5 protein-coding genes are annotated in these 5,202 nt (G+C 66.4%); 1 reads left to right on the forward strand and 4 read right to left on the reverse strand.

Annotated elements, in window-relative coordinates; all coding sequences use genetic code 11:
- The 4 genes from AC5JJ6_RS40370 to AC5JJ6_RS40385 form a co-directional block, all read right to left on the reverse strand.
- Positions 1–875: C-terminal binding protein (locus AC5JJ6_RS40370; protein WP_496047456.1), on the reverse strand; the 875-nt coding region annotated here is incomplete at its 3' end.
- Positions 876–970: 95 nt separating this feature from the next.
- Positions 971–1,699 (reverse strand): LrgB family protein, encoded by a 729-nt coding sequence (locus AC5JJ6_RS40375; RefSeq protein ID WP_496047457.1) that lies wholly within the window; start codon positions 1,697–1,699, stop codon positions 971–973.
- Positions 1,696–2,055 carry a CidA/LrgA family protein gene (locus tag AC5JJ6_RS40380; RefSeq protein ID WP_496047458.1) on the reverse strand — a complete coding sequence of 120 codons (360 nt, stop codon included), beginning with the start codon at positions 2,053–2,055 and terminating at the stop codon, positions 1,696–1,698. The genes AC5JJ6_RS40375 and AC5JJ6_RS40380 overlap by 4 nt, the downstream gene beginning before the upstream one ends.
- 52 nt (positions 2,056–2,107) lie before the next feature.
- Positions 2,108–4,180: an AsmA family protein gene (locus AC5JJ6_RS40385; protein WP_496047459.1), complete on the reverse strand. Its 2,073-nt coding sequence runs from the start codon at positions 4,178–4,180 to the stop codon at positions 2,108–2,110.
- Positions 4,181–4,505: 325 nt separating this feature from the next.
- On the opposite strand from AC5JJ6_RS40385, the gene AC5JJ6_RS40390 reads away from it, so the two are divergent.
- Positions 4,506–5,202: GTP 3',8-cyclase MoaA (locus tag AC5JJ6_RS40390; RefSeq protein WP_496047460.1), on the forward strand; the 697-nt coding region annotated here is incomplete at its 3' end.

Genomic DNA, 5,202 nt, shown 5'->3' on the forward strand with positions numbered 1-5,202 from the left:
GTCACGACCACGCCTGGCACCGTCATCAGCAGATTGTCCGCTCCCGGCGGTTCCCGTTCGAAGACATCCAGCCCGGCTCCGAACAGCCGCCGCTCGGCCAGAGCCTCGACCAGCGCCGCCTCGTCCACCAGTCCGCCGCGCGCAGTATTGATCAGAATCGCGCTGGGCTTCATGAGACCAATCAGCGCACGGCTGATCAGGTGGCGGGTGGAGATGCTGAGACTGGCATGAAGTGAGATCACGTCGGACTCCAGGCAGAGCCGTCCCAGCGGCGCCAATTCGGCGCCGTCGGGCGCCTGCGTCAGGACAGGATCGTGGACCAGCGTCCGGGCGAAGCCCAGGACCGCGGCCTTGCGGTGGAATGCCGCCCCGATGCGGCCGTAGCCGACCAGACCCAGGGTGCCGCCGGCAAGCCTGTGCATCGGTTCCGCCCGGGCAACGTTCCAGCGGCCGGCGCGCACGTCGCGGTCGCGCGCGGGGATCCGCCGGGCAACCGCCAGCAGAAGACCCAGGGCATGGTTGCTGACCTCGTCGATGCCGAACTCGGGGACATTGGCCACGGGAATGCCACGCGCCGTCGCCGCCTCGACGTCTATGTTGTCCAGCGCGACGCCGTAGCGCACGACGACGCGGCATTTCTCCATCGCCTCGAAGGCGGTCCGGTCCAGCGCGCATTCCCGGACCAGGACCGCGTCGGCCGGGCGAAGGGCGGCATGGATCAAGTCGCGGTCGCCCCGGCAACTACGCTCGACCAGCGTCGCGCCCAGGGGTTCCAGCACCCTGCGTTCCGCGTCGTAGCTGCCGAAACCACCATCGAGGACGACGACCAGGGGCGCCGGTGAAGGCGCCATGATCCGACCTTCGGGATTGTCCATGCGGCCCCCTCCCCCTTTTCCCAGCGGTGCCTTCCCGGCACCCTCGCCTCCTCAGTTTGACGTCAAAACGGGCGGGCCTGCAGCAAAAATTCGCCTTAGCCGAGCAGGCTTATCAGCAGCGGCGCCATGATCGCCGTCGCGATGCCGTTGAGGGCCATGGCGATCCCGGCGAAGGTCCCCGCGACCTCGTTGACCTGGAAAGCGCGGGCGGTGCCGATCCCGTGGGACGCGACACCGGCGGCGAAGCCGCGCGCACGCCAGTCGCCGACGCGCAGCAGGTTCATCAGCGGCGTGACGGTCATGGCGCCGACGATGCCGGTGATGATGACCATGACGGCCGTCAACGAAGGAATGCCGCCGATCTTCTCCGCGATGCCCATGGCGATCGGCGTCGTGACCGATTTGGGCGCCAGCGACCGCATCGTTTCCGAACTGACGCCGAATGCCAGGGCTATCGCAACGGCGGAAACGACCGCCGTCACGGACCCGGCCAGCAAAGCCGCCAGCATCGGCAGCGCCGCGCGCCGGACGGCCCCGAAGTTCTGGTGCAGCGGGACCGCCAGCGCGACCGTTGCGGGCCCAAGCAGGAAGTGGACGAACTGAGCGCCGTCGAAATAGGTCTGGTACGTCGTCCCGGTCGCCTTCAGCAGCACGATCAGCAGAACCACGGCGACGGCGACGGGGTTGACCAGCGGGCGGCGGCCCGAGCGCTCGAACAGCCATTGGCCGGCCAGAAAGGCCGCGAGGGTCGCGGTCAGCCACAGCAGCGGCGTGGTGCTGAGATAGACCCAGACGTCTTCGATCACATGGGGGATAGGGATCATGCATCCTCCCGGTCGGCGCCGCTCAGGCGGGACACCAGGCGGAACACGAAGACGGCGACCAGCATCGTCAGGACGGTGCTGCCGACCAAGGCTGCAAGGATGCCGACCCACTCGCCCCGGATACGGTCGAGATGCTGGACGATGCCGACACCCGCCGGAACGAACAGCAGCGACAGATTGGTCAGCAACCCGCGCGAGACATCCCGCAAAGCGCCGGGGACCTTCCCCCGCGCCAGCAGCAGCGCGAACATCAGGATGGTGCCGATCACGGGTCCGGGGATCGGCAGCCCGAGCAGCCGGGCCACGAGTTCACCCGCGACCTGGCAGGCCAGGAGGGCCATCAAGGCGGCGATCATTTGACAGCGCTTCTCCGATAATGAGCTGACGGATGTCGGGCCGACGGTAAAGTCAGCGGCCGAACAGCCCTTTCAATTGCTGTGCCGGATCGCTGGCGCCCTGGTTGGGAGCCTGGTTGCCGCCGCCGCTCAGTCCTTCGATCAAACCCTTGACCGCGTCCTTCGGCTTTTTGCCTTTCAAGGCTTCAAGCTGCTGACGGGCCGCATCGGGATTGCGGATCAGTTCCTCCGCCAATCCGGCCACGTCGGGAGCGAAGCTCGGGCTGGTCAGGCTGCCCCGGATCAGGACCGGGACGGTAAGGCCCTGGACATCCTGCTTGCCGCCCTGTCCCTCGATGGTCGCGGCCAGCCGCGGCTGAAGCCGGTAGTCGATCGTCTTCGGCGGCAGCGACACCGTGCCGGCGCCGTCCAGGCGCAGCAGCGGCGCCAGAAGGCGCAGGTCGTTGTTCCGGACGACGCCGTTCTGGATCGTAAAGGTGCCGCCCAATTCGGCGAAGTCGGTCTGCTGCGGCTCGTTGCCGACGGCTTGCCCCTGGAAGGCCGCACCGACGTTGCGCACCATGGCGGCGAGATTGATGCCCTTGATGGCGCCATTGGTGAACGTTACGGACCCCTGCCCGTTCAGCGCCTCGACCATGGCGCGCTGGCTCGCCCCGGTAGCCTTGAGAGACGCCACGGCACGGGCGGTGCCCGCCAGCCTGTCGAATTCCGCGAAACGGGTCAGCACCGGCTCCGCCTGCACGCCGTTGATCCGGAAATCGACGCCGACCGCCGGGACAGCCGCTGCGGCATCGGCAGTCACCTGACCGGAGATCGTACCGTCGAACAGGGCCGTTTCGCCCATCGTGGTCTTCAGCCTGCCGTCGTTCAGCAGCACGGCTATGTCGGACGCCCCGACATCGACGCCTTTGACGGTCAGCCCGGCGAGAGCCAGCTTGATGTCGGCATCGAGCTTGCGCAGCGCGGAGAGGTCGATCGGTTCGGTGCTCCAGCCGTCTTGCTGCGGCTTGGGCGCCGCCGGCTGGGCTGGGGGCTGCTGAGCGCCTTGCGCCGGCTGTGCCCCGGCGCCACCCGGCTTGTTCAGATATTGGTCCAGATGCAGGCGCGCCAGACTGAGCACGGCGTCGATCTTGGGACGCGGCCCGGCTAGCCCCAACCCGACATTGCCGGTGGCCTCGAGGTCGCCGGCCTTGTAGGTGCCGCCGGTAAGATCCACCCGCTGGCCGTTCGCCTCCAGCCTTCCGGTCAGCGAAGCGTCCTGGATCGGCAGCGCGCCCGGATCGGCGCCGGTTGCCCATGTCACCAGCTCGCGCAGCGCCGGCATGCCCAGATCCAAGGCGCCGCGGGCACCCGGACCGCCCTGCCCGTTCGCCAGTTCCCCATCGAACCTGACGGAGATCAGGTCGCCCGCGACGGCGGCGGCCAGCTTCGAAGCGCCGGTTTCGACCAGACCGCGAGGATTGTCGATGCGGCTGTCGATCGTGACGGGACGATCCCGGAAGACCAGCTTGCCCTTGATTTCCGCCGACCGCTCCAGATCGGGAGCCAGCACTTCGACGTTGACGCGATCTGCTTCGTATGCGGCGCCGCTGCGCGCATCGAAGTAGCTGACTTTGCCGTCGACAAGCTCGACCTCGCCGAAGCTGAGTTCGGGCAGGCTGCCGGCCTGCCGATCGCCGGACTGGCCGGAGGGTTCCGACGGAGCCGGAGCAGGTTCGGCGGGAGCCTGTGCAGTCTGGTTTTCCAGCACCCAGTTGGGATGGCCCTGGGCATCGACCTCCAGCGCTATGTGCGGTTCCCGCAGGACCAGCTTGTCCAGTTCGACCTTGCCGCTCAGCAGCGGCAGGATCTTCAATTCGAGTTCCAGCTTGCCCAGCCGCGCCATTTCGGCCGACCGGGCGCCCGGCGGACCGGCAAAGGAGACCTGGTTCAGTTCGACCGCCAGCTTGGGCAGCAGCGACAGCGAGACCGGCCCTTCGATGCGGAAGGCGCGTCCGGTGCGCTCCGTCACTTCGGCTTCGATTCGCCCCTTGTACTGTTCGACCGGAACAAGGAAAGGAACGGCTATCGCGGCACCGACAAGGACCACGACGACAACTGCGATGCCGATCAGGAACTTTCTCATCAAATTTCTCCTTATCCTCGCAAGCCGCCCCCCTGGAAGGCTCAATTCACGATCGACCTAGACCAATGAACACCGGAGCGCTGGTTTACGGACCGCTTTCCGATCGCTATATCTGAACGGACATAATTTGAACGGTCATAACCTGGACGTTCAGGGCGCTTTTCCAAAAATCCCGCCATGTGGAAACGTCATGCACCCTTGCGGCGGGACCTCCAAGGATGAAATTGCAGGCATCCATGATCTATCCTGCTAAGATACGAAGCCAAGGATGGTCAAGCCCACGAAAAGGCGGGCCGCGATGCGGGGGAGAGGAAAACAGGACACCATGAGCAGCACAGCGACCGCTACTAATTCCGACTTGCCGAAACTCTCTCCCATCGTCGATCCATTCGGCCGCAGCGTCAGCTACCTGCGCGTTTCGGTAACGGACCGTTGCGACTTCCGCTGCGTCTACTGCATGGCGGAGGATATGACTTTCCTGCCCAAGGCGGAAGTGCTGACGCTGGAGGAACTGGATCGCATCTGCAGCGCCTTCGTCGGGCTCGGCGTCAGCAAGCTCCGCCTGACCGGCGGCGAGCCGCTGGTCCGCAAAGGCATCATGAACCTGATACGCTCGCTCGGCCGTCATCTGGACAGCGGCGCCTTGAAGGAGCTGACGCTGACCACCAACGGCAGCCAGCTTGAGCGCTACGCGACCGAGCTTTACGCCGCCGGGGTCCGGCGCATCAATGTCAGCATCGACACGCTCGACCCGCACAAGTTCGAGGCGATCACGCGCTGGGGCAAGCTCGACAAGGTGCTCGCCGGGTTGAAGGCGGCGCGCGAAGCGGGCCTTGCCGTCAAGATCAACTGCGTGGCGCTGAAGGGCGTCAACGACGACGAGTTCGACCGGCTGGTTGCCTGGTGCGGCGACGAGGGCTTCGACCTGACCTTCATCGAGGTCATGCCGATGGGCGACATCGGCGGGGAAACCCGGCTGGACCAGTATCTGCCGCTGTCGCTGGTGCGCTCCAGGCTGGCGG

Source organism: Skermanella sp. (genome assembly GCF_059503625.1).